Here is a 26,947-nt window from a genome sequence, read left to right as displayed (position 1 = left end):
ATCAGTCGCGGCTGTCCTCGTCGCGCGCGGCGATCGTGTCGAACTGATCGTCCGACATCGGCGCCTCGGCCGGAGCGGCCAGCGCCGCGGCCTGCTCGGCCGCCTCGCGCTTCTGCTCGATCACCGAGTGGTCGCGGTCGTGGGCGACCTTGCGCACGCGGGTGGTGGCGCCACCGGTGCCCGCCGGGATCAGGCGGCCGACGATGACGTTCTCCTTGAGGCCCACCAGCTTGTCGCGCTTGCCCTGAACCGAAGCCTCGGTAAGCACGCGGGTGGTTTCCTGGAACGACGCCGCCGAGATGAAGCTGCGGGTCTGCAGCGACGCCTTGGTGATGCCGAGCAACACGGGGCTGCCCTGCGCGGGACGCCCGCCCTTGGAGATGGCCTTCTCGTTGGCCTCGTCGAACTCCGCCTTGTCGACATGCTCGCCCTTGAGAAGCGTGCTCTCGCCCGAGTCAGAGATCTCGATCTTCTGCAGCATCTGGCGAACGATCACCTCGATGTGCTTGTCGTTGATCTTCACGCCCTGCAGTCGATAGACGTCCTGAACCTCGTCGATCATGTAATCGGCAAGGGCCTCGACGCCCATGATGGCGAGGATGTCATGCGGCGCGGGGTTGCCGTCCATGATGTAGTCACCCTTCTGCACGAAGTCGCCTTCCTGCACCGGGATATGCTTGCCCTTGGGCACCATGTACTCGACCTTGTCGCGGCCCTCTTCGGTGGGCTCGATCGCGATGCGGCGCTTGTTCTTGTAGTCCTTGCCAAAGCGCACATAGCCATCGATTTCCGCGATGATCGCGTGATCCTTGGGACGACGGGCCTCGAACAGTTCCGCCACGCGGGGAAGACCCCCGGTGATGTCCTTGGTCTTGGCGCCCTCGCGCGGGATCCGCGCCACGACGTCGCCGGCCTGGATCTGCTGGCCGTCCTCGACCGACAGGATCGCGTCCACCGACATCGGATAGGTTACCGGGTTGCCGCTGTCGGTGCGGACCGGTTCGCCATCCTCGCCCACCACGATGATCTCGGGCTTGAGCTCGTTGCCCTTGGGCACCGAACGCCAATCCGTGACGATCCGCTGGGTCATGCCGGTCGCGTCGTCGGTGTCCTCGCGCACGGCGATGCCGTTCACCAGGTCGACGAAGCGGACCATACCGGCCTTCTCGGCGATGATCGGCAGGGTGTAGGGGTCCCACTCGAACATCTTTTCGCCGCGCGTGACATCCGCGCCTTCCTTGAGGAAGACCTTGGTGCCGTAGCCGATCTTGTGGCTCGCGCGCTCCTCGCCGTCCTCGCCCATGATCGCGATGACCATGTTGCGGCCCATGACGATCTGGTCGCCTGCCGCGTTTTCGAGAAGGTTGGCGTTGCGGAACTCGACCTTGCCCGACTGGCTCGCCTCGAGGAACGACTGCTGGCCACCTTGGGCCACGCCGCCGATGTGGAAGGTCCGCATCGTCAGCTGGGTACCCGGCTCGCCGATCGACTGTGCCGCGATGATGCCCACGGCCTCGCCTTGGTTCACCATGGTGCCGCGCGCGAGATCACGCCCGTAGCACGCAGCACAGACGCCGTCCTCGGCCTCGCAGGTGAGCGGGCTGCGGATGCGCATCTTCTGCACCGCCGCCTGCTCGATGATGTCGGCGCGACGCTCGTCGATGAGCTCTCCCGCCGCCACCAGCACCTCGTCGGTGCCCGGACGCAGCACGTCGTCGGCCGAGACCCGGCCCAGAACGCGCTCGGACAGCGGCGAGACCACCTCGCCGTCATTGACCGCCGCTTCCGCGGTGATCGCCCGTTCGGTGCCGCAGTCGTGCTCGCGCACGATGCAGTCCTGCGCCACGTCGACGAGACGACGCGTCAGGTAGCCCGAGTTCGCGGTCTTCAGAGCCGTATCCGACAGACCCTTCCGCGCGCCGTGGGTCGAGTTGAAGTACTCGAGCACGGTCAGGCCTTCCTTGAAGTTCGAGATGATCGGCGTCTCGATGATCTCGCCTGAGGGCTTGGCCATCAGGCCGCGCATCCCGCCCAGCTGCTTCATCTGGGTGACCGAGCCACGCGCACCCGAATGGGCCATCATGTAGACCGAGTTCGGCTCGGCCTCGGCGCCGTTCTCGTCGCGCTTGTTGGCCGAGATCGTGGTCATCATCGCTTCGGTGACTTTGTCGTTGCACTTCGACCAGGCGTCCACGACCTTGTTGTACTTCTCGCCCTGAGTGATCAGGCCGTCCATGTACTGCTGCTCGAAATCCTTGACCTGGTCGCGGGTCTCGTCGACCAGCGTCCACTTGGTGTCGGGGATGACCATGTCGTCCTTGCCGAAGGAGATGCCCGCCTTGAAGGCCTCCTTGAAGCCCACGGACATGATCTGGTCGCAGAAGATGACCGACTCCTTCTGACCACAATAGCGGTAGACGGTGTCGATGACCTGCTGGACCTCCTTCTTGCGCAGCAGACGGTTCAGAAGCTCGAACGGCGCCTTGGCGTTGAGCGGCAGCAAACCGCCCAAGCGCAGGCGGCCCGGGGTGGTCTCGAACCGCTTGACGACCTCGTTGCCCTCGTCGTCGATCTGCTTGATCCGCGCGATGATCTTGGCGTGCATGTGCACTTCACCGGCGTTGAGCGCGTGCTCGACCTCGTCGATCGAGTTGAACGACATGCCCTCGCCCTTCATGCCTTCGCGCATGATGGTCGTGTAGTAGAGGCCGAGAACCATGTCCTGCGACGGCACGATGATCGGCGCGCCGTTGGCAGGCGACAGCACGTTGTTGGTCGACATCATCAGCACGCGCGCTTCGAGCTGGGCCTCGAGCGAAAGCGGCACGTGAACGGCCATCTGGTCGCCGTCGAAGTCGGCGTTGAAGGCCGAACAGACGAGCGGGTGCAGCTGGATCGCCTTGCCTTCGATCAGGATCGGCTCGAAGGCCTGAATGCCGAGGCGGTGCAGCGTCGGGGCGCGGTTGAGCATGACGGGATGCTCGCGGATCACCTCGTCGAGGATGTCCCAGACCTCGGGACGCTCCTTCTCGACCAGCTTCTTGGCCTGCTTCACGGTCGAGGAAAGGCCCTTGGCCTCCAGCCGCGAGTAGATGAACGGCTTGAACAGCTCGAGCGCCATCTTCTTGGGCAGGCCGCACTGGTGCAGCTTGAGCTCGGGGCCGGTCACGATGACCGAACGGCCCGAGAAGTCGACTCGCTTGCCCAAAAGGTTCTGGCGGAAACGGCCCTGCTTGCCCTTGAGCATGTCCGACAGCGACTTCAGCGGACGCTTGTTGGCGCCGGTGATGACGCGGCCGCGGCGGCCGTTGTCGAACAGGGCGTCGACCGATTCCTGCAGCATCCGCTTCTCGTTGCGCACGATGATGTCGGGCGCGCGCAGCTCGATGAGCCGCTTGAGACGGTTGTTGCGGTTGATCACCCGGCGATACAGGTCGTTGAGGTCCGAGGTCGCGAAGCGACCGCCGTCGAGCGGCACCAGCGGGCGCAGCTCGGGCGGGATCACCGGGATCACGGTCAGGACCATCCACTCGGGACGGTTGCCGCTCTCGATGAAGCTCTCGACGATCTTCAGACGCTTGATGATCTTCTTGGGCTTGAGCTCGCCGGTCGCCTCCTTGAGGTCGGCGCGCAGCTGCTCGGCCTCGCCCTCGAGGTCGATCTGGGCCAGCATCTCGCGGATCGCCTCGGCGCCGATATTGGCCGAGAACGCGTCGGCGCCGTACTGGTCCTGCGCGTCGAGAAACTGCTCCTCGCTCATCAGCTGGCCGTAGGTGAGGTCGGTGAGACCCGGCTCGATGACGACGTAGTTCTCGAAGTAGAGAATACGCTCGAGATCGCGGAGCGTCATGTCCAGCATGAGGCCGATCCGCGAGGGAAGCGACTTCAGGAACCAGATGTGGGCGACGGGCGCGGCCAGTTCGATATGGCCCATGCGCTCGCGGCGGACTTTCTGCAGGGTCACCTCGACGCCGCATTTCTCGCAGACGACGCCGCGATACTTCATGCGCTTGTACTTGCCGCACAGGCATTCGTAGTCCTTGATCGGACCGAAGATGCGCGCGCAGAACAGGCCGTCACGCTCGGGCTTGAACGTGCGGTAGTTGATGGTTTCGGGCTTCTTGATCTCGCCGAAGGACCACGAGAGGATCCTTTCCGGGGACGCGAGGCTCACCTTGATCTCGTCGAAGGTCTTGGCCGGGGTCAGCGGATTGAACGGGTTGTTCGTGAGTTCCTGGTTCATTTCAAATCCTTGAATCTAGGCAGAGGGCGACGGCGTGCCGCGCACCCCGTTGGGGGCGCGCGGCGGGACGCCGTTACTCGTCCTCCGCGTCCAGGAGTTCCATGTTGAGGCCGAGGCCCCGGACTTCCTTCACGAGGACGTTGAACGATTCCGGCACGCCGGCCTCGAAGTTGTCCTCGCCCTTGACGATGCTCTCGTAGACCTTGGTCCGGCCCGCCACGTCGTCCGACTTCACGGTCAGCATTTCCTGCAGCGTGTAGGCGGCGCCGTAGGCTTCCAGCGCCCAGACCTCCATTTCGCCGAAGCGCTGGCCACCGAACTGCGCCTTGCCGCCCAGCGGCTGCTGGGTGACGAGGCTGTACGGCCCGGTCGAACGCGCGTGGATCTTGTCGTCCACGAGGTGGTGCAGCTTCAGGAGGTACTTCACGCCCACCGTCACCTTACGCGAGAACTTCTCGCCGGTGCGGCCGTCGAACAGGTCCGACTGGCCCGAAGTGTCGAAGCCCGCGCGACGCAGCGAGTCGTTGACGTCGTTCTCCTTGGCGCCGTCGAACACCGGGGTGGCGATCGGAACGCCGCGCTGCACGTTGGCCGCGATCTCGGTGACGCGGTCCTCGTCCATGCCTTCGATGCCCTCTTCGTAGACATCGTCGCCATAGGCGATGCGCAGCGCCTCGCGCACCGGGGTAAGATCACCCGAGCGACGATACTCCTGCAGCGCCTCGTCGACCTGGATGCCGAGGCCGCGCGCGGCCCAGCCCATGTGGGTCTCGAGGATCTGACCGACGTTCATGCGCGACGGCACGCCCAGCGGGTTGAGACAGAAGTCGACCGGCGTGCCATCGGCGAGGAACGGCATGTCCTCCATCGGCACGACGCGGGAGATGACGCCCTTGTTGCCGTGACGGCCGGCCATCTTGTCGCCCGGCTGAAGCTTGCGCTTCACCGCGACGAAGACCTTGACCATCTTCATCACGCCCGGCGGCAGGTCGTCGCCGCGACGCACCTTCTCGACCTTGTCCTCGAACCGCGCGTCGAGCGTGCGCTTCTGGATCTCGTACTGCTCGTTGAGCGCCTCGACGATGGTGGCGTCGTCCTCGTCCTCGAGGGCGAGCTGCCACCACTGGCCGCGCGACAGCGTGCCCAGCAGTTCGTCGTCGATGATCGCGCCGGCCTTGACGCCGCGCGGGCCCTTTACGGCGGTCTTGCCGGTGATCAGGTCCTTGAGACGCGCATAGATGTTGCGGTCGAGGATCGCCAGCTCGTCGTCGCGGTCACGTGCCAGACGGTCAACTTCCTCGCGCTCGATCTGCAGCGCGCGCTCGTCCTTCTCGACGCCGTGGCGGTTGAACACCCGGACCTCGACGATGGTACCGTAGTCGCCCGGGGGCAGCCGCAGCGAGGTGTCGCGCACGTCCGAGGCCTTCTCGCCGAAGATGGCGCGAAGCAGCTTCTCCTCGGGGGTCATCGGAGACTCGCCCTTCGGAGTGATCTTGCCCACGAGGATGTCGCCCGGCCCCACTTCGGCGCCGATATAGACGATGCCCGCCTCGTCGAGGTTGCGCAGGGCCTCCTCGCCGACGTTGGGGATGTCGCGGGTGATCTCTTCCGGCCCGAGCTTGGTGTCGCGGGCCGCGACCTCGAATTCCTCGATGTGGATCGAGGTGAAGACGTCGTCGCGCACGATGCGCTCGGAGATCAGGATCGAGTCCTCGTAGTTGTAGCCGTTCCACGGCATGAACGCGACGACCACGTTCTTGCCGAGCGCCAGCTCGCCCATGTCGGTCGACGGGCCGTCGGCGACGACCTCGCCCTTCTGGACCCGGTCACCCACCTTCACTAGCGGACGCTGGTTGATGCAGGTGTTCTGGTTCGAGCGCTGGAACTTGCGCATCCGGTAGATGTCGACCCCGGCATCGCCGAGCTCGAGATCCTCGGTGGCGCGGATCACGATCCGGGTCGCATCGACCTGGTCGATGATGCCGCCACGGCGCGCCATGATCGCGGCGCCGGAATCGCGGGCCACGACCTCCTCGATGCCGGTGCCGACGAGCGGCGCCTCGGCCTGCAGGAGCGGCACGGCCTGACGCTGCATGTTCGAGCCCATCAGAGCGCGGTTGGCGTCGTCGTTCTCGAGGAACGGGATCAGCGAGGCCGCGACCGAGACGAGCTGCTTCGGGGAGACGTCGATCAGATCGACGCTTTCCGAGGGCGCCAGCATGTAGTCGCCCGACTGGCGGGTGTTCACGAGGTCATTGGTGAACTTGCCGTTCTCGTCGAGGGAGGCGTTGGCCTGCGCCACGGTGTGACGCATTTCCTCGGTGGCCGAGAGGTAGTTCACCTCGTCGGTCACCTGCCCGTCCACCACCTTGCGGTAGGGGGTCTCGATGAAGCCGTACTTGTTCACCCGCGCGAAGGTGGCGAGCGAGTTGATCAGACCGATGTTCGGGCCTTCCGGCGTCTCGATCGGGCACATCCGGCCATAATGCGTCGGGTGCACGTCGCGCACCTCGAAGCCGGCGCGCTCGCGCGTCAGACCGCCCGGCCCGAGCGCCGAGAGACGACGCTTGTGCGTCACTTCCGACAGCGGGTTGGTCTGGTCCATGAACTGCGACAGCTGCGACGAGCCGAAGAATTCGCGCACCGCGGCTGCGGCGGGCTTGGCGTTGATCAGGTCCTGCGGCATCACCGTGTCGATCTCGACCGAGGACATCCGCTCCTTGATCGCGCGCTCCATGCGCAAGAGGCCGACGCGGTACTGGTTCTCCATCAGCTCGCCGACCGAACGCACCCGGCGGTTGCCGAGGTGGTCGATGTCGTCGATCTCGCCCTTGCCGTCGCGCAACTCCACCAGCGCCTTGATGCAGGCGATGATGTCCTCGTGGCGCAACGTGCGCTGCGTGTCCTCGGCGTCGAGGTTAAGGCGCATGTTCATCTTCACGCGGCCCACGGCCGACAGGTCGTAACGTTCGCTGTCGAAGAACAGCGTGTCGAACAGCGCAGAGGCGGCATCGACGGTCGGCGGCTCGCCGGGGCGCATGACCTTGTAGATTTCCATGAGCGCCGTCTCACGGTTCCACGCCTTGTTGTCGGCGGCGACCGTGTTGCGGATGTAGGGACCGACATTGACGTTGTCGATGTCGAGCACCGGGATCTCGGTAAAGCCCGCATCCATCAGCTCCTTGAGGGAGCCGCCGGTGACTTCGCCGTTCTTGTCGGTCTCGATGGTCAACTCGTCGCCGGCCTCGACATAGATCGCGCCGGTGTCCTCGTCGATGATGTCGCGCGCGACGAACTTGCCGAGGATGTTGTTGAACGGCACGAGAAGGTCGGTGACCTTGCCCTCGTCGATCAGCTGCTTGACGGCGCGCGGGGTCACCTTCTCACCGGCCTTGGCGATCACTTCGCCGGTGGCGGCGTCCACGAGGTCATAGCTCGGACGGGTGCCGCGCACCCGTTCGGGGAAGAACTTCGTGACCCAGGCCTGTGCCTTCTTGTCGAAGCTATAATCGACCGTGTTGTAATAGGCGTCCATGATCCGCTCCTGGTCGAGACCAAGGGCGTAGAGGAGTGTGGTGACGGGCAACTTCCGGCGACGGTCGATCCGCGCGAAGACGAGATCCTTGGCGTCGAATTCGAAGTCGAGCCAGGAGCCGCGATAGGGGATGATCCGGCAGGCGAAGAGAAGCTTGCCTGAAGAGTGGGTCTTGCCCTTGTCATGGTCGAAGAACACGCCCGGCGAACGGTGCATCTGGGACACGATCACCCGCTCGGTCCCGTTGACGATGAAGGTGCCGTTCTGGGTCATCAGGGGCATGTCGCCCATGAAGACGTCCTGCTCCTTGATGTCCTTGACGGATTTGGCGCCGGTGTCCTCATCGACATCAAACACGATCAGGCGCAGCGTCACCTTGAGCGGCGCGCTGTAGGTCATGTCGCGGGCTTGGCATTCCTCGACGTCATATTTCGGCTTCTCAAGCTCGTATTTCACGAATTCGAGCGTCGCCGTCTCGTTGAAGTCCTTGATCGGGAAGACCGACTGGAACACGCCCTTGATGCCTTCGCCGTCGGTCGGCGTGGGCTGGTCACCCGATTTCAGGAACAGGTCGTAGGAGGATTTCTGCACCTCAATGAGGTTCGGCATCTCCAGCACTTCGCGGATCTTGCCGTAATATTTGCGCAAACGCTTCTGGCCGAGGAAGGACTGAGCCATGGGTGTCGTCACCTTTCAGGTCTCTGCGGATCACCGGGCCGGCGGGGAAGGCCACGGGGTCCTTGCGAGAGGGGAGTTCCGGTCAATTCACGGCCTTCGTCCCACCGAAGACCTCCCGACCATGGGAACCTGCCCGAGACGGGGGCCGCACGCGGCCCCCTTCCAAGACGGGTTCGGCTGGACCCGCGAAACCGCGGATCCAGCCAATGCATGGGGCGTGGCGCGCGTGGCGCGCCCGCCGAAATCAGGCCAGCTCGACCTTGGCGCCAGCTGCTTCCAGCTTCGCCTTGATCTCTTCGGCTTCCGCCTTCGGAGCGCCTTCCTTGACCTTGCCGCCGGCCTCGACGAGGTCCTTGGCTTCTTTCAGGCCGAGGCCGGTGATGCCGCGGACTTCTTTGATCACGTTAATCTTCTGAGCGCCGGCATCCTTCAGGACGACGTCGAACTCGGTCTTCTCTTCTTCGGCAGCGCCGGCATCGCCTGCCGGGCCAGCCATCATCACGGCGCCGCCGGCGGCGGGCTCGATGCCATACTCGTCCTTGAGGATGGTTTTCAGTTCCTGCGCCTCGAGGAGGGTCAGACCAACGATCTCTTCGGCGAGTTTCTTCAGATCAGCCATTTTATCTTCCGTTCGTTCAATTGTGTTCCAACGCGAGGGCTTTCAAGCCCCCGAGGGGTACGGGATGCCTTAGGCAGCCTTCTCTTCGATGGTCGAGAGAATGCTTGCGATGTTGCTTGCGGGCGCGCCAATGGCACCGGCGATGTTGCTGGCCGGGGCACCGATGCAGCCGACGATCGAAGCGATGAGCTCCTCACGCGACGGCATCTGGGCCACGGCTTTCACACCGGCGACGTCCAGAGCCGAATCTCCCATCGCACCGCCGAGGATGACCAGCTTGTCGTTGGTCTTCGCATAGGCGTCGACCACCTTGGCAGCTGCCACGGGGTCTTCGGAATAGGAGAGAACGGTCATGCCCGTGAGGTGGTTGGCGATGCTTGCGCAGGGCTTTCCCTCAAGGGCGATCTTGGCGAGCTTGTTCTTGGCAACACGCACGGACCCGCCCGCTTCACGCATTTTCGCGCGCAGGTCCTGCATCTGGGCAACCGTCATGCCTTCGTAGTGGGCAACCACCACGACGCCAGAGCTTTCAAAGATCTGGCCGAGTTCCTCGACCACTTTCTCTTTCTGGGCTCTATCCACGGTTTACTCCAAGTTTGGGGGTTTCCCCCCGGCTCTGTCTGACCCCCTGATGGTCCGGGGGCCGTTCGGGTCCGCTTCAGGGTCCCGAGGCCATGATCGCCCGAAGGAAAGCTCGCGCTTCCGAACGGAAATCCAAAGTCTCGTTTCCCATCTCGGGAAGGCCTTAGCGGGGGTCCCCCCCCTGCCCTCCGTCTCGGACAGGACGGGGCGCGAACGCCCCGCCATTCGCCCCCGACCGAGGTCGGGAGGAAATCTCTTAGGCCGTGCCGGTGGCCGAGGCCAGATCGACGGTGACGCCGGGGCCCATGGTCGAGGACAGCGCCACTTTCTTAAGGTAGGTGCCCTTGGCGCCTGCGGGCTTCGCTTTGGAGACGGCATCCACGAAAGCGCGGATGTTCTCTTCGAGCTTGGCTTCGTCGAACGAGGCCTTGCCGACGCCGGCATGGATCACGCCCGCTTTTTCGACACGGAACTGCACTTGGCCGCCCTTGGCCGCGTTCACGGCTTCGGTCACGTCCATGGTGACGGTGCCGATCTTGGGGTTCGGCATCAGGTTGCGCGGGCCGAGAATCTTGCCGAGGCGGCCGACGATCGGCATCATGTCCGGCGTCGCGATGCAACGGTCGAACTCGATCTTGCCGGACTGCACGGTCTCCATCAGGTCCTCGGCACCGACGATGTCGGCCCCGGCCTTCTTGGCCTCTTCCGCCTTCTCGCCACGGGCGAAGACGGCGACGCGCACGGTCTTGCCGGTGCCGTTGGGCAGGGTGACCGAGCCACGGACCATCTGGTCGGCGTGGCGCGGATCGACGCCGAGGTTCATCGCGATCTCGACGGTCTCGTCGAACTTCGCGTTGGCGTTGGACTTGATCAGCGAGACGGCCTCGGAGAGCTGGACGTTCTCCTTGCCCGAGAATGCCTCGCGGGCGGCGCGGGTGCGTTTACCGAGTTTTGCCATGATCTTAGCCTTTCACCTCGATACCCATCGACTTGGCGGAGCCAAGGACGGTCTGCATCGCACCCTCGACGCTCGTGGCGTTGAGGTCCTTCATCTTCGCTTCGGCGATCTCGCGCACCTGCGCGAGCGTCACGGTGCCGGCGGTCTCCTTGCCGGGCTGCACGGCGCCCTTGGGGCGGTTGCGCTTGCCGACGGGCTTGAGACCGGCCGCCTTCTTGAGGAAGAACGACGCCGGCGGCGACTTGATCTCCATCGTGAAGGACTTGTCTTGATAGTAGGTGATCACGGTCGGGCACGGAGCGCCCTTTTCCAGATCCGCGGTCTTCGCATTGAAGGCCTTGCAGAACTCCATGATGTTGATGCCGCGCTGACCCAGCGCCGGGCCCACCGGCGGGGACGGGTTGGCTTCGCCTGCCTTCACCTGGAGCTTCAGCTGCCCCATCACTTTCTTGGCCATCGGGCCTCTCCTTATCGCAACACCGCTCGGACGCGTCCGGGCGGCCATCGGTTGGCGCGGTGCGGATCGAGGGGCGCGCCCCTCTTGCCTCCCGCATGCGGCGCGAATCGTCTCCGATCCGGTCGCCACCAAGGGTCCGGCCCACGGGCCAGCGCAATGGAAGGTCGTCGCATAGACCCCTCGGGGGGTGCCGTCAAGCCCGGCAGGCGGCGTTCGGCCCAAGCCGGGCCTCGGCCCGCGTCGGATGCGCGGCGCCGGGATAATGCGCGGCCCAGGATGCCGCCACCGCGTCCCAGCCGAATCGAGCCTCGGCGATGGCGCGGGCCCGACGCGACAGCGCCTCGGCCACATGCGGCTCGCGGATCAGCCGGTCCATGCCCGCCGCCAGCGCCTCGACCACTGCCGTCTCGCTCGACGGCTCGACATAGATCGCCGATCCGTCATCGGCCAGCATCGCCGGACCGCCCCAGCGCAGCGCCAGCACCGGAATGCCCAGCATCATCGCCTCCTGCATCACGATGCCATTGGCTTCGGCCAATGAGGGAAACAGGTAGCCTCGCGCGGCGGCAATGCCGTCGAGCACCTCGCCATGCGGCAGCCATCCGGCGAATCGCACTCGGCCCCCGACGCCCAGATCGCGCACCAGCGCTTCGAGGGCGGGCCGCGCCGGTCCATCGCCATAGACAATGAGCCGCGCGCCTTCATGGCTCACTGCGATGGCGCGGATCGCCAGATCCGTGCCTTTGTGATCGACCTGCCGCCCCGAACAGGCAAAGGTCTCGATCCGGCCTTGATGCGTCGCACGCGGCCGCGCCGCGATGGCCTCTGCCACGCCCGAATCGACCACATCCGTCATCCGCGACTGCGGCACCCCGGCCCAGCCCAGTGATTCCCGCGTGCGGTCATAGCCTGAGACGAGCACATGGGAGGCGCGGCGCTTGTCGGGGGCCACCATCGACATCAGCCGCTGTGCCGAACGGTGCAGCCGCGCGCCGAGCCTGCGACGCGGCGCCTCGCGGGCGGCAAAGGCCGAAGGATAATGGATGTTGCCGGTGAAAGGCCCCATCAAGGTCTCGAAACCTTGAGGCGGAAACCGCGGCTCCACCGGCGAGACGGGACACAGGTAATGTACGAGCGTCTCGGCGGGATCGAAACGAGCGCGGATCAGCCGGGCCGCCAGCAGATGAAAGCAGGTCGAGACCAGCGGTCCGCCAATCCGGCTGCGCCACAGCATCCGCTGCGCTGCGTCATCTTCGACGAAGACCAACCGCTCGGCAGGAAAGTCGCGCAAGAGCCCGTCCCGGCCCCGCGCATGTGTCACCAGCACCGCGTCGAAGCCCTGCCGCAGCAAGTATCCGAAATACTGGTGCGCCTTGATCGCCTCACCGCCCATGTCGGTGCCGGCATTCGAGGAAACGAGGACGATCTTCATGGGGCAGGCTCCGGGGCGCGTCAGGGCCCCGGCAGCGTGGCCGCAGCGACAGGGCCGGTCAAGCGTCGGCTCAGCCCTGTTTCGCCACTTGGGTGAATTCGAGTTCCACTGGGGTCGCACGACCGAAAATGGAAACGGTGACCTTGAGGCGCTGGTTGTCTTCGTCGACCTCCTCGACCATGCCGTCGAAATCCTCGAAGGGGCCGTCCTTGACCTTGACCTTCTCGCCGATCTCGAAGCGGATCAGGGTGCGCGGGCTTTCCTCGCCCTCCTGAACGCGGCCCAGGATCGCCTCGACCTCGGCGTCGCGCATCGGCATCGGCCGACCTTGCGGGCCGAGAAAGCCGGTGACCCGGTTGATCGAGGTGACGAGGTGATAGCCCTTGTCGGACATCTCCATGTGCACGAGCACGTAGCCGGGCATGAAGCGGCGCTCGGTCGAGACCTTCTTGCCGCGGCGGACCTCGATCACTTCCTCCGTGGGGACCAGCACTTCGTCGATGACGTCTTCGAGCTGCTGCTCGGCGACCTTGGTCCTGATCTGCTCGGCGATCTTCTTCTCGAAGTTCGAGAGCACGGAAACCGAATACCAGCGTTTCGCCATGTTGCCCGACACCTTCCGTCGCGACCGGCGCAGCGCCGGTGCCTCGTTGAATTTCTCCGACCCGTGTTGCGGGGCCGCTCAAACGGCAAAGCGGCGCGCATCGCGCGCCGTTTGTCCAAGTCCGCCGGTCAGTAGCGCCCGGCGCGGCGCAGATCAAGCCCCACGGGTCCGGCTCAGCCCGCGAGGCCCTCCAGCACCGCCTGAAGCCCCGAGCGGATGCCGAGATCCACGAGGCTGAAGAACAGCGCTGCGACGGCGGCGAGGATGAAGATCATCACCGTGGTCAGCAGCACTTCGCGACGGGTCGGCCAGACCACCTTGGCGATCTCGGCGCGGGTCTGCTGCGCGAACTGGACGGGGTTGGTTCTGGCCATCATCTTCACCTTTCGAGGGATCGATGCGGGACATACGGGGACGTCGCGCGATCTGCAAGCGGGCGCGCCGCGGTGGTCCTGGCAGGGGCAGGGGGACTCGAACCCACGACCCTCGGTTTTGGAGACCGATGCTCTACCAACTGAGCTATACCCCTAGGACCGCCCTCCGATTAGTCGCAATCCACGCCGGGATCAAGGGCTCCTTGGGCGCAATCGAAGGGCAATCTCGCGCCCCCTGCCCTTGCCCTCGCGCCAGCCGCTTGCAAGATGCCCCGCGCGACCGGACCCACCCCGGAGGAGAGCCACATGTCACTGGGCAAGAGACTGGCCAAGAGCCCCGCCGTGATCCGCGGCGTCGGCGGCATGGCTCATGCCTGGCTGGCCCGGTGCCAGCGCCGCACCGACTGGCAGGTGCGGGGCGAGGAGGATCTGCGTGCGGCGCTGGCCCGGGGGCCGGTGCTGTTGGTGCTGCGTCACTCGCGGCTAATGCTGGGGCCGTTCCACTGGCCGCGCGACGCCGCCGATCTGTCGAGCCTGCACGACACCTCCCCCATCGCGCGAATCGCCGGCGACACGCATCGCCGCCGCGGCCTCACGCCGGTCGCCATGTCGGCGCGGCTGTCGAACCTCGCCATGTCGCGGATGGTGATGGACCGGATGCGCGCGGGTGCCAGCATCGGCATCACCGCCGACGGCCCTCTGGGCCCGGCGGGCGAGATCAACGACCCGCCGCTCGACTGGGCACGGATCACCGGTGCGCCGGTTTTCTTCTATGCCTATTCCACCGAAAAACAGTTGCGCGCGAAGAGCTGGGACAAGCTGCTGCTGCCGCGTCCGGGCGGGCGCGGCGCGGTGGTGTTCCGCGCATGGGAGGAGACGATGCCGCGCCGGGCGGACGCGGCCGCGCGCGAGGCAGCGCGCGCTTCCCTGAAGGCCGGGCTCGACGCGACCACCGCCGAGGCCGATGCCTTGCTCGGCCTGCCGCCCGGCCCCTGAGCCGCCCGCTTCACGCAAAAGGGCCGCCCCGGGGGCGGCCCTTTCACATCGAAGGACCCGGACGGCGAGGCCGCCCGGGGTTTTCATCATTACTCGACGATTTTCGACACCACGCCGGCGCCGACGGTGCGGCCGCCTTCACGGATGGCGAAGCGCAGGCCGTCTTCCATCGCGATGGGGGCGATCAGCTCGACGTTGAACTTCAGGTTGTCGCCCGGCATCACCATCTCGGTGCCCTCGGGGAGGACGACCGTGCCGGTGACGTCGGTGGTGCGGAAGTAGAACTGCGGACGGTAGTTCGCGAAGAACGGGGTGTGGCGGCCGCCCTCTTCCTTGGTGAGGATGTAGGCCTCGGCCTCGAACTTGGTGTGCGGCAGAACCGACTTGGGCTTGCACAGCACCTGGCCGCGCTCGACGCCCTCGCGGTCGATGCCGCGCAGCAGGATGCCGACGTTGTCGCCCGCTTCACCGCGGTCGAGCAGCTTGCGGAACATCTCGACGCCGGTGCAGGTCGACTTCTTGGTGTCGCGGATGCCGACGATCTCGATCTCGTCGCCGACGTTGATCACGCCACGCTCGACGCGACCGGTCACGACCGTGCCGCGGCCGGAGATCGAGAACACGTCCTCGATCGGCATCAGGAACGGCAGGTCCACGGCGCGGGCCGGGGTCGGGATGTACTCGTCCACGGCCTTCAGCAGCTCGCGGATCGAGTTCTCGCCGATCGTCTCGTCGCGGCCTTCCATGGCGGCGAGCGCCGAGCCCTTGATGATCGGGATGTCGTCGCCCGGGTAGTCGTAGGACGACAGCAGCTCGCGGATTTCCATCTCGACGAGCTCCAGGAGCTCCTCGTCATCCACCTGGTCGACCTTGTTCATGTAGACGACCATGTAGGGGATGCCCACCTGGCGGCCGAGCAGGATGTGCTCGCGCGTCTGCGGCATCGGGCCGTCGGCGGCGTTCACCACGAGGATCGCGCCGTCCATCTGGGCGGCACCGGTGATCATGTTCTTGACGTAGTCGGCGTGGCCGGGGCAGTCGACATGCGCGTAGTGACGGCTCTCAGTCTCGTACTCGACGTGCGCGGTCGAGATGGTGATGCCGCGGGCCTTCTCTTCGGGCGCGCCGTCGATCTGGTCGTAGGCGCGGAAGTCACCGAAATACTTGGTGATCGCGGCGGTCAGGGTCGTCTTGCCGTGGTCCACGTGACCGATGGTCCCGATGTTCACGTGCGGTTTGTTGCGTTCGAATTTAGCCTTTGCCATCTGCGCTGGCGCCTCGCGTGTTCGGGGGCCTCCGTGTGGCCCGGTTCGACATCGCGGGCGATGTATTTGCAATCGACAGGGAAATCAAGCGGCACCTCGCCGAACCGCCGACGACGGCCCGCACCGCCACGCAGATGCGCTTGACCTCCTGACTGAAATCGCATTACCGAGTAAAATACTAGGATAAACATTGGAGGCTTTCATGGCCCAACACGACACCCCCCGCCCGACCCGGGCCCGGCTTTGGACGAGCCTCGCCCTCGCAGGCACCGTCGGCGGCCTTGCCGTGTCCGGCGCGCAAGCCGAGACGCCAAGCTTCGGCGGCCATGGCCCGGAGACCCTTTGGCTCGCCGCGGGAGAAGGCGGAGAAGGTGGTGAGGGCGGCGAAGGCGGCGCAGTCGAGATGTCCGTCGAGGACATGGATGTCGCCTATCTGACCGATCTCGGGCTGATCGAGGGCCATCTGCGCGCCGGGATCACGCTTTATCGCGACGGCCATGCCGATCTTGCCGCCACGCACATGAAGCACCCCGAGGACGAGATCTATGCCGACCTCGCGCCCCAGATCGAGGAGCGCGGCGCCGATGATTTCTCGGCCCAGCTTTCGGCGCTGGCCGATGCCGTGAAATCCGGCGCGCCGGTCGAGGAGGCCGAGGCCGCCTTCGAGGCGCTGCTCGAACGCATCGCCGCCGCGCGCACCATGGTGAGCGAACCCGGCGCGACCTTCGGGAGCCTCGAGCAGGTGCTGCGCATCGCCGCCGAGGAATACGAGATCGGCATCGTCGATGGCGAGATCTCGAACCTGCACGAGTATCAAGACGCGATGGGCTTCACCGAGATGGTCCGTGCCCGCGCCGAGGATCTGGCCGGCAGCGAAGACGCCGCGCATGCCGAGGCCGCGGTCGCCGTTCTCGATGCGCTTGACGCCGCGGCCCCGGCCTTTGCCGCGGGCTTCGTGCCCGAAGGCCCCTTGGGCGCCGAGGCCAAGGCCTCGCTGCTCTACGCGGCGGCCGCCCGTACCGAATTGGCCGCGCTGCAGGTCGAGTGATGCTGCTCGCCATCGACAGGCTGCTGTCGGCGACCGAGGCCGGGGCGCTGCGCGCCTCGGCCGACACGCTCGACTTCTCCGACGGCAAGGCCAGCGCCGGGCGCTATGCGCGCGAGGTCAAGGCCAACGATCAAGCCGCCCCTTCCCCCGCCCGCGATGCGGTGCTGGCCAAGGTCGCCAAGGCGCTGCAGGGCAACGAGATCTTCACCCTTGCCGCCCGCCCCCGCGCGATGACGCCACTGATCCTGTCGCGCTATCGTCAGGGGCAGACCTATGGGCTGCATGTCGATGACGCGGTGATGCAGGGGCTGCGCACCGACATTTCCTTCACGCTGTTCCTGTCCGACCCCGAAAGCTACGACGGCGGCGAGCTTGTGATCGAAGACGGCTTCGAGGCGCGCGCGGTGAAGCTGCCCGCTGGCAGCCTGATGCTCTATCCCTCGACGACACTGCACCGGGTCGCCCCGGTGACGCGCGGCGAGAGGCTGGCGGTGGTCGGCTGGGTGCAGAGCCGGGTGCGCGAGGCCGCCCGGCGCGAGATGCTGTTCGATCTCGAACGCGCGGTGCGTGAGGTGCATGGCCGAGAGGGCAAGTCCGAACTGTTCGACCTGCTCGCCAAGAGCCGCTCGAACCTTCTCAGGATGTGGGCCGACTGAAACTCCGCCTGCCCCGAACCAAAAGGCCCTCCCGGTGCGGGAGGACCTTTTGCGTCAATTGAACATGTTGTCGCGCGGGAAGCCGCGCGGTGCCATGCGCCCCGCCGTGGCCCGCTTGGCGGTCCAGTCGGCGAGGTCGGCTTCGGTCCGGGTCCGACCCGCCGGGTCCTTCCATGCCAGCCCGGCCTCCATCACGAAGGTGGTGGCATCCGACAGCCCGCCATCCTTGTATTTCTGCAGCCGCACGCCCTTGCCACGGGTCATTTCGGGCAGCTCGTCGAGCGGGAAGACGAGCACCTTGCGGTTGTCGCCCACCACCGCCACCGCGTCGCCGGTCACAGGCTTGCAGATCCGGGCCACCACCTCGTCCTTGACGTTGAGTACCTGCTTGCCGCTCCGCGTCTGCGCCAGCACCTCGTCCTCGTTGACGATAAAACCGTCACCGGCCGAGGACGCCACCAGAAGCCGCCGCTCGGGGCGGTAGAGATGCAGCGCCACGATCTGCGCCTCGTTGGGCAGGTCGACCATCAGGCGCAGCGGTTCGCCCATGCCGCGCCCACCGGGCAGGTTGGTGGCGGACACGGTGTAGAAGCGCCCGTTCGAGCCGAACACCAGAAGCCGGTCGGTGGTCTCGGCGTGCAGGATGAAGCGGCCCTTGTCGCCATCCTTGAACTTCAGCTCGCTGTCGAGCGCGATATGGCCCTTCATCGCGCGAATCCAGCCCATCTCGGAACAGACGATGGTGATCGGCTCGCGCTCGATCATCGCCTCGATCGGCACGTCGGGGATCTCGGTGCCTTCGGCGAAACCGGTGCGGCGCTGGCCGCCTGGGGCCGAATGCCCCATCAGCTTGCGGGTCTCGCGCAGCTGCTCGGCGATCGACTTCCACTGCAGATCCTCGGAGGCCAGCAGGTCCTCGAGCCCGGCCCGCTCCTGCATCAGCGCATCCTGCTCCTTGAGCAGTTCCAGCTCTTCGAGGCGGCGCAAGCTCCTGAGCCGCATGTTGAGGATCGCCTCGGCCTGCACCTCGGTCAGCCCGCCGCCACCGAGGCTTTCGCTCAGGGGGGAGCGGTAGTCGCGCTCGCTGACCGCACGCACGTGGTCGCGGTCCCAGTCCTCGGCCATCAGCGCGGCTTTCGGCTGATCGTCGTAGCGAATGATGTCGATCACGCGGTCGAGGTTGAGAAAGGCGGTGATGAAGCCCTCGAGCACCTCGAGCCGGTGGTCGATCTTTTCCAGCCGGTGCTGCGAGCGCCGCGTGAGCACTTCGCGGCGGTGATCGAGAAAGGCGCGCAGCACTTCGCGCAGCGAGCAGACCTTGGGCGTCAACCCGTCGATCAGCACGTTCATGTTGAGACCGAAGCGGATCTCGAGGTCGCTGTTCTTGAACAGCATCCCCATCAGCATCTCGGGCTCGACCGTCTTGGCGCGCGGCTCCAGCACGATGCGCACATCCTCGGCGCTCTCGTCACGCACATCCGCCAGAAGCGGGATCTTGCGAGTCTGGATCAGTTCGGCCAGCCGCTCGATCAGCTTGGACTTCTGCACCTGATAGGGGATCTCGGTGACCACCACCTGCCACTGGCCGCGGCCCAGCTCCTCGATTTCCCAGCGGGCGCGCAGCCGAAAGCTGCCGCGCCCAGTGCGATAGGCCGCGAGGATGTTCTCGCGCGGCTCGACCAGTACCCCGCCCGTTGGGAAATCCGGCCCCGGCACGAGATCGACAAGCTTCTCGTCGGACACGCCCGGCGTCTTGATCATGTACAGGCAGGCTTCGACCAGCTCGTGCAGGTTGTGCGGCGGAATGTTCGTCGCCATGCCGACCGCGATGCCGGACGAGCCGTTGGCCAACAGGTTCGGGAAGGCGGCGGGCATCACGACAGGCTCTTCGAGCGTGCCGTCGTAGTTCGGGCGGAAATCGACCGCGTTCTCGGTTAGCCCCGCCATCAGCGCCTCGGCGGCCGCCGTCAGGCGGGCCTCGGTGTAGCGCGCGGCGGCCGGGTTGTCGCCGTCGATGTTGCCGAAATTGCCCTGCCCGTCCACGAGCGGGTAGCGCACCGCGAAATCTTGCGCGAGGCGGGCCATCGCGTCGTAGATCGCGGCGTCGCCATGCGGGTGATAGTTGCCCATCACATCGCCCGAGATCTTGGCCGACTTGCGGAAACCGCCCGTCGACGAGAGCTTGAGCTCGCGCATGGCAAAGAGAATCCGGCGGTGTACGGGCTTGAGACCGTCGCGCGCATCGGGCAGCGCGCGGTTCATGATCGTGGAGAGCGCGTAGCTCAGATAGCGCTCGCCAAGGGCGCGGCGCAGCGGTTCCGTCAGGTCCGCCACGCCCTGTGCGGAGGTGGCGGGGAGGGCGTCGTCAAGGGGGTCAGGCATGAAAAGCTCTCTATCGGCGGGAACCATCGGCGTAAAGTCGCGGTTAGGTGAGCAACGGGTCAGCGAGATCCCGCGCCGCCACGCAGGTCACGCCACGGTGACCGCCCAAGGCGGCGCGATGAGCAGAACAAGAGGTCGTCATGAAGCATGTTTTTGGTATCGGTGCCACCTTTCTCCTTCTTGGCGTGGGCTACTATGAAATGTCCGGCGGTGCCGAGTTCCAGCCGCAGACGATGATCGGCGCGGTGCAGGCGAGCACCCCCTCTTCTGAGACGATCGCCAGCAACGACATCGCGCGTGCCGAGTCCGGCATTCCCGTCACCGCGATGCGTGAATTCCCCGAGAATGTCGAGTTGATCTCTGCCTCCTTCATGCCGAGGTCGCCGGAACCCGCCGCTACCGAGACACCCGCCGCCACCCTGGCCGTGGCTCAAGCCGATGACATCGACCTGCGCCAGATTACCGGTGACTGGGTCAACATGCGCCAAGGCCCCGGCACCGGTCATGCCGTGCTCGACACGCTGCCGCGCGGCACCGAAGCCAAGCTGATCGAGAGCGCCGGCGGCTGGGCCCGGATCGAAATCACCTCCACCGGCGAGACCGGCTGGATGTCCGAGCGTCTGCTGGCCCCGATCGAGGGCTGAGGCCCGCTCTTGCCGACCCCCTGAAGGGCGCTCCGATTCGGGGCGCCTTTTTCGTTGCGGGGCGCTGCATCTCCCGCCATGTGTCAGGTCATGGACACATCCCGCTCCCTGCTCGTTACCGGCTCGTCCTCGGGCATCGGCCTGACCGCGGCCCGCCATATGCGCGACCGCGGCTGGCGCGTTTTCGCCTCCTGCCGTGCCCAGGAGGATTGCGCCCGGCTGCGCGACGAGGGGTTCGAGGCGCCGCGCCTCGATTACGCCGACCCTGACAGCGTGGCCTCGGGGCTGGATCAGGTGCTCGAAGCCACCGGTGGGCGGCTCGACGCACTTTACAACAACGGGGCCTTCGCCTGCCCCGGGGCGGTCGAGGATCTGCCGCGCGAGGCGCTGCGCGAGATCTTCGAGACCAACCTGTTCGGCTGGCACGACCTGACGACCCGCGCGATCCCGGTGATGCGGGCGCAGGGCCATGGGCGGATCGTCAACTGCTCTTCGGTGCTGGGGCTGGTCGGGGTGAAATGGCGCGGCGCCTATGTCGCGACCAAGTTCGCGCTGGAGGGGCTGTCGGACGTGCTGCGGCTCGAGATGGCGGGCAGCGGCATTCATGTCAGCCTGATCGAGCCCGGCCCCGTCACCTCGCGGATTCGCGCCAATTCGATCCTGCATTTCGAGCGGTGGGTGGATTGGAGGAACTCGGCCCGGCGCGACGAATACGAAGGCCTCCTGCACCGGCTCTACGAGGAACGCGGCCCGGACCGGTTCGAGCTGCCGCCCGAGGCCGTGGCCGAAAAGCTCGTTCATGCGCTGGAGGCCAAGCGCCCGCGCCCGCGCTACTACGTCACCACGCCCACCTACCTGTCGGGCACGCTGCGGCGGCTCCTGTCCACGCGCGCCCTCGATTGGGTCGTGGCCCGGGGCTGACGGAACCGAAACAAGAAGGCCCGCGACACCGCGCCCGCTTTGTTTTGACCGCCACGCCCCCTAGATGGTGAGAGAACCTCGAAAGGCCCGCCATGCTGCAAGACCCGCTCCTCGTTCTTGTCATCCTCGCCGTCCTGATCGTTGCCGGTATCCTGATGTTCGGGATCGGCACCTTCGGCAAGGGCGGCGATTTCAACCGCAAGCACGCCAACCGCATCATGCGCTGGCGCATCGGCGCGCAGTTCGTGGCGGTGCTTCTGATCCTGCTCTACGTCTTCCTGCGGGGGGCAAGCTGATGGTCGTGCTGAACCGCATCTACACGCGCACCGGCGACAAGGGCGACACCGCCCTCGGGGACGGCAGCCGCGTCGCCAAGGACGACCTGCGGGTCGAGGCATATGGCACGGTTGACGAGACCAACGCCGCGATCGGCCTCGCGCGGCTGCACGCGACCGCCGAGATGGACGCGGCTCTGGGCCGGATCCAGAACGATCTGTTCGATCTGGGCGCCGATCTGTGCCGCCCCGACCCCTCTCGCGACGCCGAAGCCAAGCATCCGGTGCTGCGCATGGTCGCGGCCCAGACCGACCGGCTGGAGCGCGAGATCGACGCGATGAACGCCGATCTGGAGCCGCTGCGCAGCTTCGTGCTGCCGGGCGGGTCGGCGCTGGCTGCGCATCTGCACCTGTGCCGCACCGTATCGCGCCGGGCCGAACGTCTGGCTGTGGCGCTGGGCTGGGCCGAACCGGTGAACGCCGATGCGACGCGCTATCTCAACCGCCTTTCGGACTGGTTCTTCGTGGCCTCCCGCGTTGCCAATGACGGTGGCCGCGCCGACGTGCTGTGGCAACCCGGCGCCAACCGCTGACCTTCTGGGATTAACCCTGCGCCCCGGTTTCGCGCCGCATCGGGGCACGACCGTGCTACACGGATCTTCGCCCTCGCCGCGGAGACCACCATGATCGCCCTTTTCGGACTGCTCGGACTTGCCTTGGCCGGGGCGGCGCTGCTGCCTCCCGACGTGCTGGGAACCGAGCCCGGCCTGCCCGAGGACGATGAGTCGCAGGCAGGAAAGACCGTCCCTCTCGACACGGCGCTTGGATACGGGAACGACGAAGGTTCCGACGGTGAGCCCGCCGACCTCCCCCGCGACAGCGCCGCGACCAACGCATCCCGCACCGCATCAACCCCCTCCGCCCCGCCGCAGCGTCTTTCCGAAATGGGCACTGACATGCCGGACGTGATCTTCGGCAGCGAGGACGAGGACGACGTGCGGGCCGGTGCGGGCACCGATCACGTCGATCTGCGCGACGGCGACGACCGGGCCCATGGTGGCGCGCAGGATGACGAGATGCATGGCGGGCGCGGCGGCGACACCTTGTGGGGCGGCGACGGCGACGACCGGCTGTGGGGTCATGTCGGCGACGACGTGATCCAGGGCGGTGCTGGCAACGACAGGCTTCAGGGGGGCGACGGGGCCGACGCGCTCTGGGGGTCTGCGGGCGACGACGCGCTGTCGGGCGATCTGGGCGATGACAGGCTCGACGGCGGGGCCGGCCGCGACGTGCTGCATGGCGGCGCCGGTGATGACCGTCTGGTCGGCACGGGCGACGGGGCGGGTGATTGGCTCAACGGCGGTGACGGCGTGGACGAGATCCATATCGGCGCGGGCGACATGGCGCATGGCGGCATGGCGGGCGATCTTTTCGCGCTGCGCAGCGCCGAGGCAGGCGAAGCGGCGGTGATCGCCGATTTCGATGTCACGCAGGACCAGATCATGGTGCTGCATCCGCAAGGCCCCGCGCCCGAGCTGACGGTCGAGACGGTTCCCGAGGGGCTCTTGCTGCGCGCCGACGGCGTGGCGCTGGCCCGGCTCGACGGTCTGAGCAGGCTTGACGAGGGCGCGGTCGTGCTTCTGACCGAATAGGCGGTCTGACGACTGACACCCCGGTTGGATGCAGCATTCCGCTTTCCTTTTTGGGCGATTTCCCCTATGGGCACGCATCCGCCTCCCTATATGGAGACGGTGCTCCATGGGCCCTGCTGGACGACATCCCGGCTTGCGCCATCACCCTCATCCCGAAAAGGAGACCCCGATGTCGATCACCGTGGAAGACAAGGCCAAGGTCGTCAGCGAATTCGCCACCAAGGAAGGCGACACCGGTTCGCCCGAGGTGCAGGTCGCGATCCTGACCTCGCGCATCGCGACCCTGACCGAGCACTTCAAGACCCACAAGAAGGACAACCACGGTCGCCGTGGCCTTCTCAAGATGGTCGCCCGTCGCCGCAAGCTTCTCGACTACGTGAAGAACAAGGACGTCGAGCGTTACCAGGCCCTGATCGGCCGCCTCGGCATCCGCCGCTAAGGTTTCGGGACCGCGCCCTCGGGTGCGGTCCCTTTGCTATCCGGGATGGCGCGGACCGGGCTCGACCCGCGCCACGGACACTTCGAGAGCCAGGGGCATCCGGCCCCTCCGCAACCCGCCCCCAGGGACTGTTCACGCATTAGGGGGGCACAAGGGCCCGAAGGTCGGGCCAGAATGGAAAAGACGATGTTTCACGACGTGAAAAAATCGATCCAGTGGGGCGAAGAGACGCTGACGCTGGAATCCGGCAAGGTCGCGCGCCAGGCCGACGGCTCGGTCATCGCAACGCTGGGCGAAACCAGCGTGATGGCCAACGTCACCTTCGCCAAGGCGCCGAAGCCGGGTCAGGACTTCTTCCCCCTGACCGTCCACTACCAGGAAAAATACTACGCCGCCGGCAAGATCCCGGGCGGCTTCTTCAAGCGCGAGGCGCGTCCGACCGAGAAGGAGACGCTGACCGCGCGCCTGATCGACCGCCCGATCCGCCCGCTTTTCGTCCCCGGCTTCAAGAACGAAGTGCTCGTGATGTGCACCGTTCTCAGCCATGACCTCGTCAACGACCCCGACGTCGTCGCGATGATCGCGGCCTCCGCCGCGCTGACGATCTCGGGCGCGCCCTTCATGGGCCCGATCGCCGGTGCCCGCGTCGGCTTCGTCGACGGCGAATACGTGCTGAACCCGACCGTCGACGACATGCAGAACCTGCGCTCGAACCCCGAGCAGCGCCTCGACCTGATCGTCGCGGGCACCAAGGACGCGGTCATGATGGTCGAGTCCGAGGCCTACGAGCTGACCGAGGAAGAGATGCTCGGCGCCGTGACCTTCGCCCATGAGCAGATCCAGCCCGTCATCGACCTGATCATCGATCTGGCCGAAGAATGCGCCAAGGAGCCCTTCGACTTCACCCCCCCGGATTACTCGGCGCTCTATGAGGCCGTGAAATCCGCCGGTGAGGACAAGATGCGCGCCGCCTTCGCCATCACCGACAAGCAAGAGCGCACCACCGCCGTCGCCAAGGCGCGCGACGACATCAAGGCCCAGCTTTCCGAAGAACAGCTTGAGGACGCGAACCTCGGCTCCGCCTTCAAGAAGCTCGAATCCTCGGTGCTGCGCGGCGACGTCGTGAAGAAGGGCAACCGCATCGACGGTCGCAACCTCGACACGGTGCGTGACATCGTGGCCGAGACCGGCCTGCTTCCGCGCACCCATGGCTCGGCGCTGTTCACCCGCGGTGAGACGCAGGCGCTGGTCGTGACCACGCTCGGCACCGGCGATGACGAGCAGTTCATCGACGCGCTGCACGGCAACTTCAAATCCAACTTCCTGCTGCACTACAACTTCCCCCCCTACTCGGTGGGCGAAGTGGGCCGCGTCAGCGGGCCGGGCCGTCGCGAGATCGGCCATGGCAAGCTGGCATGGCGCGCGCTGCAGGCGGTCCTGCCCGCCGCGACCGACTTCCCCTACACCATCCGCCTGGTGTCTGAGATCACCGAATCGAACGGCTCGTCCTCGATGGCGTCGGTCTGCGGCGGCTCTCTGGCGATGATGGATGCGGGCGTGCCGCTGAAATCGGCCGTGGCCGGTGTGGCGATGGGCCTCGTGCTTGAAGAGGACGGCTCCTACGCGGTGCTGACCGACATCCTCGGCGACGAGGATCACCTGGGCGACATGGACTTCAAGGTCGCCGGCACCGAGGCCGGCATCACCTCGCTTCAGATGGACATCAAGGTCGCGGGCATCACGCCCGAGATCATGAAAAAGGCGCTGGCGCAGGCCAAGACCGGTCGTCTGCACATCCTGGGCGAGATGAACAAGGCACTCTCGGGCGCGGCGGACTTCTCGGTTCACGCGCCGCGCATCGAGACGATGCAGATCCCGACCGACAAGATCCGCGAAGTGATCGGCTCGGGCGGCAAGGTGATCCGCGAGATCGTCGAGGTTTCGGGCGCCAAGGTCGACATCAACGATGACGGCGTGATCAAGATCGCCTCGGCCAATGGCGAGGCGATCCAGAAGGCCTATGACATGATCTACTCGATCGTGGCCGAGCCCGAAGAGGGCAAGGTCTACAAGGGTACGGTCGTGAAGCTCGTGGACTTCGGCGCCTTCGTGAACTTCTTCGGCAAGCGCGACGGCCTCGTGCACGTTTCCCAGATCGAGAACCGCCGCCTGAACCATCCCTCGGATGTGCTCAAGGAAGGCCAGGAAGTCTGGGTCAAGCTTCTGGGCTTCGACGATCGCGGCAAGGTGCGCCTGTCGATGAAGGTCGTGAACCAGGAGACTGGCGAGGAAGCCAAGGAAGACGCGCAGGCCGAGTGAGCCTGACGCATACAAGATCGGGAAAGGGGCCTTCGGGCCCCTTTTTTCGTGCCGGATCAAAGCGGCACAGATGACACACGAAATTGTGACCATTTCGGGATGACACCCCTTTCGGTTGAACCGCCTCGCCCCGCCGGACCAGAAGGGCGAGCTTTCAAACCACAAGGATCTACCCCACATGTTTCGTCCCCTCACCCTGAGCGGCGCCCTTCTCCTCCTCGCGGGCTCCGCCTCCGCTCAGGACATCGACGGCGCCGCCGTCGGCTTCGGCATCTCGACCTTGGGGGGCTACGCCTCCGCCAGCTACGAGGCGATGCCGACGCTGCGCGCGCGCGGCCTGCTCACCGGCATTCCGGGTCAGAGCTTTTCCGAGGAAGGCGATGACGTGGATTACGACATCGACCTGTCGGTCGGCGGCATCGCGGCGCTTGCGGACTACTATCCCAACCAGACCGGCCTGCGCCTGTCGGGCGGCCTGTTCTTCAGCAACACCGACATCGTGGGCGCGGCGCGGGCCACCGGGGCCGAGACCATCGAGGTGGGCGACAACGAATACAGCAACGCCTCGATCGAGACCGAGCTCACCTTCGAGAACAACGTCGCTCCCATGCTCGCGGTGGGCTACGAGAAGCGGTTCGGTCGCGGCTGGGCCTTCGATGCCGAGATCGGCGCGATCGTGGTCGGCGGCATCAATGTCGATGTCGATGGCGAAAACGTGCCGATGCGGGATCTGGAGATCGAGGCGCAGCAGCTCGAAGACAACCTGTCAGCGGTGAAGGCCTATCCTTGGCTTGCGCTGGGCGTGTCCTACCGTTTCTGAGCCTTCGACGAGGCATGACTTGGGGGCGGTCCGATCGGGCTGCCCCTT

At 66.1% G+C, this 26,947-nt stretch carries 22 protein-coding genes and 1 tRNA gene; 11 read left to right on the top strand and 12 right to left on the bottom strand.

All coding sequences use genetic code 11. The annotated features are described in order from the left end of the window. Window position 1: 1 nt before the first annotated feature. From rpoC to ACJASC_RS00885, 10 genes are all read right to left on the bottom strand, one after another. A complete protein-coding gene (gene rpoC, locus ACJASC_RS00930) occupies window positions 2-4,243 on the bottom strand; it encodes a DNA-directed RNA polymerase subunit beta' (protein ID WP_021695128.1) in 4,242 nt (1,413 codons plus the stop codon). A 73-nt stretch (window positions 4,244-4,316) separates the two neighbouring features. Further along, window positions 4,317-8,456, bottom strand: a complete 4,140-nt coding sequence (gene rpoB / locus ACJASC_RS00925; RefSeq protein ID WP_415142761.1) for a DNA-directed RNA polymerase subunit beta — start codon at window positions 8,454-8,456, stop codon at window positions 4,317-4,319. Window positions 8,457-8,700: 244 nt separating this feature from the next. Next, window positions 8,701-9,075, bottom strand: coding sequence for a 50S ribosomal protein L7/L12 (gene rplL, locus ACJASC_RS00920; RefSeq protein ID WP_017930000.1), 375 nt, complete (start codon window positions 9,073-9,075; stop codon window positions 8,701-8,703). A 69-nt stretch (window positions 9,076-9,144) separates the two neighbouring features. Beyond that, on the bottom strand, window positions 9,145-9,657 hold the full coding sequence (gene rplJ / locus ACJASC_RS00915) for a 50S ribosomal protein L10 (protein WP_045320280.1): 513 nt from the start codon (window positions 9,655-9,657) through the stop codon (window positions 9,145-9,147). Between the two features lie 256 nt (window positions 9,658-9,913). Further along, window positions 9,914-10,615 (bottom strand): 50S ribosomal protein L1, encoded by a 702-nt coding sequence (gene rplA, locus ACJASC_RS00910; RefSeq protein ID WP_021695131.1) that lies wholly within the window; start codon window positions 10,613-10,615, stop codon window positions 9,914-9,916. A gap of 4 nt (window positions 10,616-10,619) precedes the next feature. After that, window positions 10,620-11,072, bottom strand: a complete 453-nt coding sequence (gene rplK, locus ACJASC_RS00905) for a 50S ribosomal protein L11 (RefSeq protein WP_021695132.1) — start codon at window positions 11,070-11,072, stop codon at window positions 10,620-10,622. A gap of 193 nt (window positions 11,073-11,265) precedes the next feature. Further along, entirely contained in the window at window positions 11,266-12,504 is a 1,239-nt protein-coding gene (locus ACJASC_RS00900) for a glycosyltransferase family 4 protein (protein ID WP_415142758.1), read from the bottom strand. Window positions 12,505-12,574: 70 nt separating this feature from the next. Then, a complete protein-coding gene (nusG, locus tag ACJASC_RS00895; protein WP_017929995.1) occupies window positions 12,575-13,108 on the bottom strand; it encodes a transcription termination/antitermination protein NusG in 534 nt (177 codons plus the stop codon). 173 nt (window positions 13,109-13,281) lie between these two features. Beyond that, on the bottom strand, window positions 13,282-13,482 hold the full coding sequence (gene secE, locus ACJASC_RS00890; RefSeq protein WP_045320283.1) for a preprotein translocase subunit SecE: 201 nt from the start codon (window positions 13,480-13,482) through the stop codon (window positions 13,282-13,284). Between the two features lie 79 nt (window positions 13,483-13,561). Beyond that, window positions 13,562-13,637: transfer RNA gene (locus ACJASC_RS00885), tRNA-Trp, on the bottom strand. Between the two features lie 151 nt (window positions 13,638-13,788). Here ACJASC_RS00885 and ACJASC_RS00880 point away from each other — a divergent pair. Next, window positions 13,789-14,478 carry a lysophospholipid acyltransferase family protein gene (locus ACJASC_RS00880; RefSeq protein WP_415142756.1) on the top strand — a complete coding sequence of 230 codons (690 nt, stop codon included), beginning with the start codon at window positions 13,789-13,791 and terminating at the stop codon, window positions 14,476-14,478. Between the two features lie 89 nt (window positions 14,479-14,567). Here the strand turns inward: ACJASC_RS00880 and tuf are convergent, their stop codons facing one another. Further along, on the bottom strand, window positions 14,568-15,743 hold the full coding sequence (gene tuf / locus ACJASC_RS00875; protein WP_415142754.1) for an elongation factor Tu: 1,176 nt from the start codon (window positions 15,741-15,743) through the stop codon (window positions 14,568-14,570). A gap of 202 nt (window positions 15,744-15,945) precedes the next feature. Between tuf and ACJASC_RS00870 the strand changes: the two genes are divergently transcribed. Further along, window positions 15,946-16,791 (top strand): hypothetical protein, encoded by an 846-nt coding sequence (locus ACJASC_RS00870; protein ID WP_415142752.1) that lies wholly within the window; start codon window positions 15,946-15,948, stop codon window positions 16,789-16,791. Continuing rightward, window positions 16,791-17,447 (top strand): Fe2+-dependent dioxygenase, encoded by a 657-nt coding sequence (locus ACJASC_RS00865; protein WP_021692262.1) that lies wholly within the window; start codon window positions 16,791-16,793, stop codon window positions 17,445-17,447. Before ACJASC_RS00870 ends, ACJASC_RS00865 begins: the two co-directional genes overlap by 1 nt. 54 nt (window positions 17,448-17,501) lie before the next feature. On the opposite strand, the gene parC is transcribed toward ACJASC_RS00865, so the two are convergent. Beyond that, a complete protein-coding gene (gene parC / locus ACJASC_RS00860) occupies window positions 17,502-19,829 on the bottom strand; it encodes a DNA topoisomerase IV subunit A (protein WP_045319542.1) in 2,328 nt (775 codons plus the stop codon). A gap of 140 nt (window positions 19,830-19,969) precedes the next feature. On the opposite strand from parC, the gene ACJASC_RS00855 reads away from it, so the two are divergent. The 8 genes from ACJASC_RS00855 (at window position 19,970) to ACJASC_RS00820 (ending at window position 26,899) form a co-directional block, all read left to right on the top strand. Then, on the top strand, window positions 19,970-20,473 hold the full coding sequence (locus tag ACJASC_RS00855; RefSeq protein ID WP_415142749.1) for an SH3 domain-containing protein: 504 nt from the start codon (window positions 19,970-19,972) through the stop codon (window positions 20,471-20,473). A 90-nt stretch (window positions 20,474-20,563) separates the two neighbouring features. After that, window positions 20,564-21,394: an SDR family oxidoreductase gene (locus ACJASC_RS00850; RefSeq protein ID WP_415142747.1), complete on the top strand. Its 831-nt coding sequence runs from the start codon at window positions 20,564-20,566 to the stop codon at window positions 21,392-21,394. Window positions 21,395-21,486: 92 nt separating this feature from the next. Next, complete coding sequence (locus ACJASC_RS00845; protein WP_415142745.1) at window positions 21,487-21,690, top strand: twin transmembrane helix small protein; 204 nt, start codon at window positions 21,487-21,489, stop codon at window positions 21,688-21,690. Then, window positions 21,690-22,262 carry a cob(I)yrinic acid a,c-diamide adenosyltransferase gene (locus ACJASC_RS00840; protein ID WP_021692267.1) on the top strand — a complete coding sequence of 191 codons (573 nt, stop codon included), beginning with the start codon at window positions 21,690-21,692 and terminating at the stop codon, window positions 22,260-22,262. The genes ACJASC_RS00845 and ACJASC_RS00840 overlap by 1 nt, the downstream gene beginning before the upstream one ends. 90 nt (window positions 22,263-22,352) lie before the next feature. Further along, window positions 22,353-23,321 (top strand): calcium-binding protein, encoded by a 969-nt coding sequence (locus ACJASC_RS00835; protein WP_415142742.1) that lies wholly within the window; start codon window positions 22,353-22,355, stop codon window positions 23,319-23,321. 169 nt (window positions 23,322-23,490) lie between these two features. Continuing rightward, complete coding sequence (gene rpsO, locus ACJASC_RS00830) at window positions 23,491-23,760, top strand: 30S ribosomal protein S15 (protein WP_045319544.1); 270 nt, start codon at window positions 23,491-23,493, stop codon at window positions 23,758-23,760. A 186-nt stretch (window positions 23,761-23,946) separates the two neighbouring features. Next, a complete protein-coding gene (gene pnp, locus ACJASC_RS00825; protein ID WP_415143047.1) occupies window positions 23,947-26,079 on the top strand; it encodes a polyribonucleotide nucleotidyltransferase in 2,133 nt (710 codons plus the stop codon). 178 nt (window positions 26,080-26,257) lie between these two features. Next, window positions 26,258-26,899: a hypothetical protein gene (locus ACJASC_RS00820; RefSeq protein WP_415142740.1), complete on the top strand. Its 642-nt coding sequence runs from the start codon at window positions 26,258-26,260 to the stop codon at window positions 26,897-26,899. Window positions 26,900-26,947 lie beyond the last annotated feature (48 nt).

It is taken from the genome of Limimaricola cinnabarinus (assembly GCF_047631075.1).
GTDB lineage: Bacteria > Pseudomonadota > Alphaproteobacteria > Rhodobacterales > Rhodobacteraceae > Limimaricola > Limimaricola cinnabarinus.
This window is presented reverse-complemented; position numbering and strand designations above follow the sequence as displayed.